This window comes from Sphingobium sp. LSP13-1-1.1 (genome assembly GCF_040676415.1).
Taxonomy (GTDB): Bacteria; Pseudomonadota; Alphaproteobacteria; order Sphingomonadales; family Sphingomonadaceae; genus Sphingobium.
Genome location: NZ_JBEGHU010000099.1, coordinates 1 through 253, shown reverse-complemented (window position 1 = coordinate 253; position 253 = coordinate 1). Strand labels below are relative to the sequence as shown.

General features: G+C 60.1%; 1 pseudogene. It reads left to right on the top strand.

Going from position 1 to position 253, the window contains the following annotated elements:
- Positions 1-127 precede the first annotated feature (127 nt).
- Positions 128-253, top strand: a pseudogene (locus MRBLSP13_RS22415) (IS630 family transposase); the annotation flags it as partial.

The following is a 253-nucleotide window of genomic DNA, read 5'->3' as shown; positions in this document are numbered from 1 at the left end:
AATCGGCGCTTCAAATCCTGGGGGGCATGCCCCCCAGGATTTGATCACCCAAATGGCGGCATAAAACGACATCCGCGATGAGCTTAACTTAGCCGCCAACCTGTCCAAGAAGGCGAGGCCACCTCACTCGGCATGGATCTTCGGCGCGATCTGCCCCGCCGAAGGAAAGGGCGCCGGCATCGTCATGCCTCGCTGTAACAGCGAGGCATGACGATGCATCTGGAAGAAATCGCCTTCAACGTCGCGCCGGGCG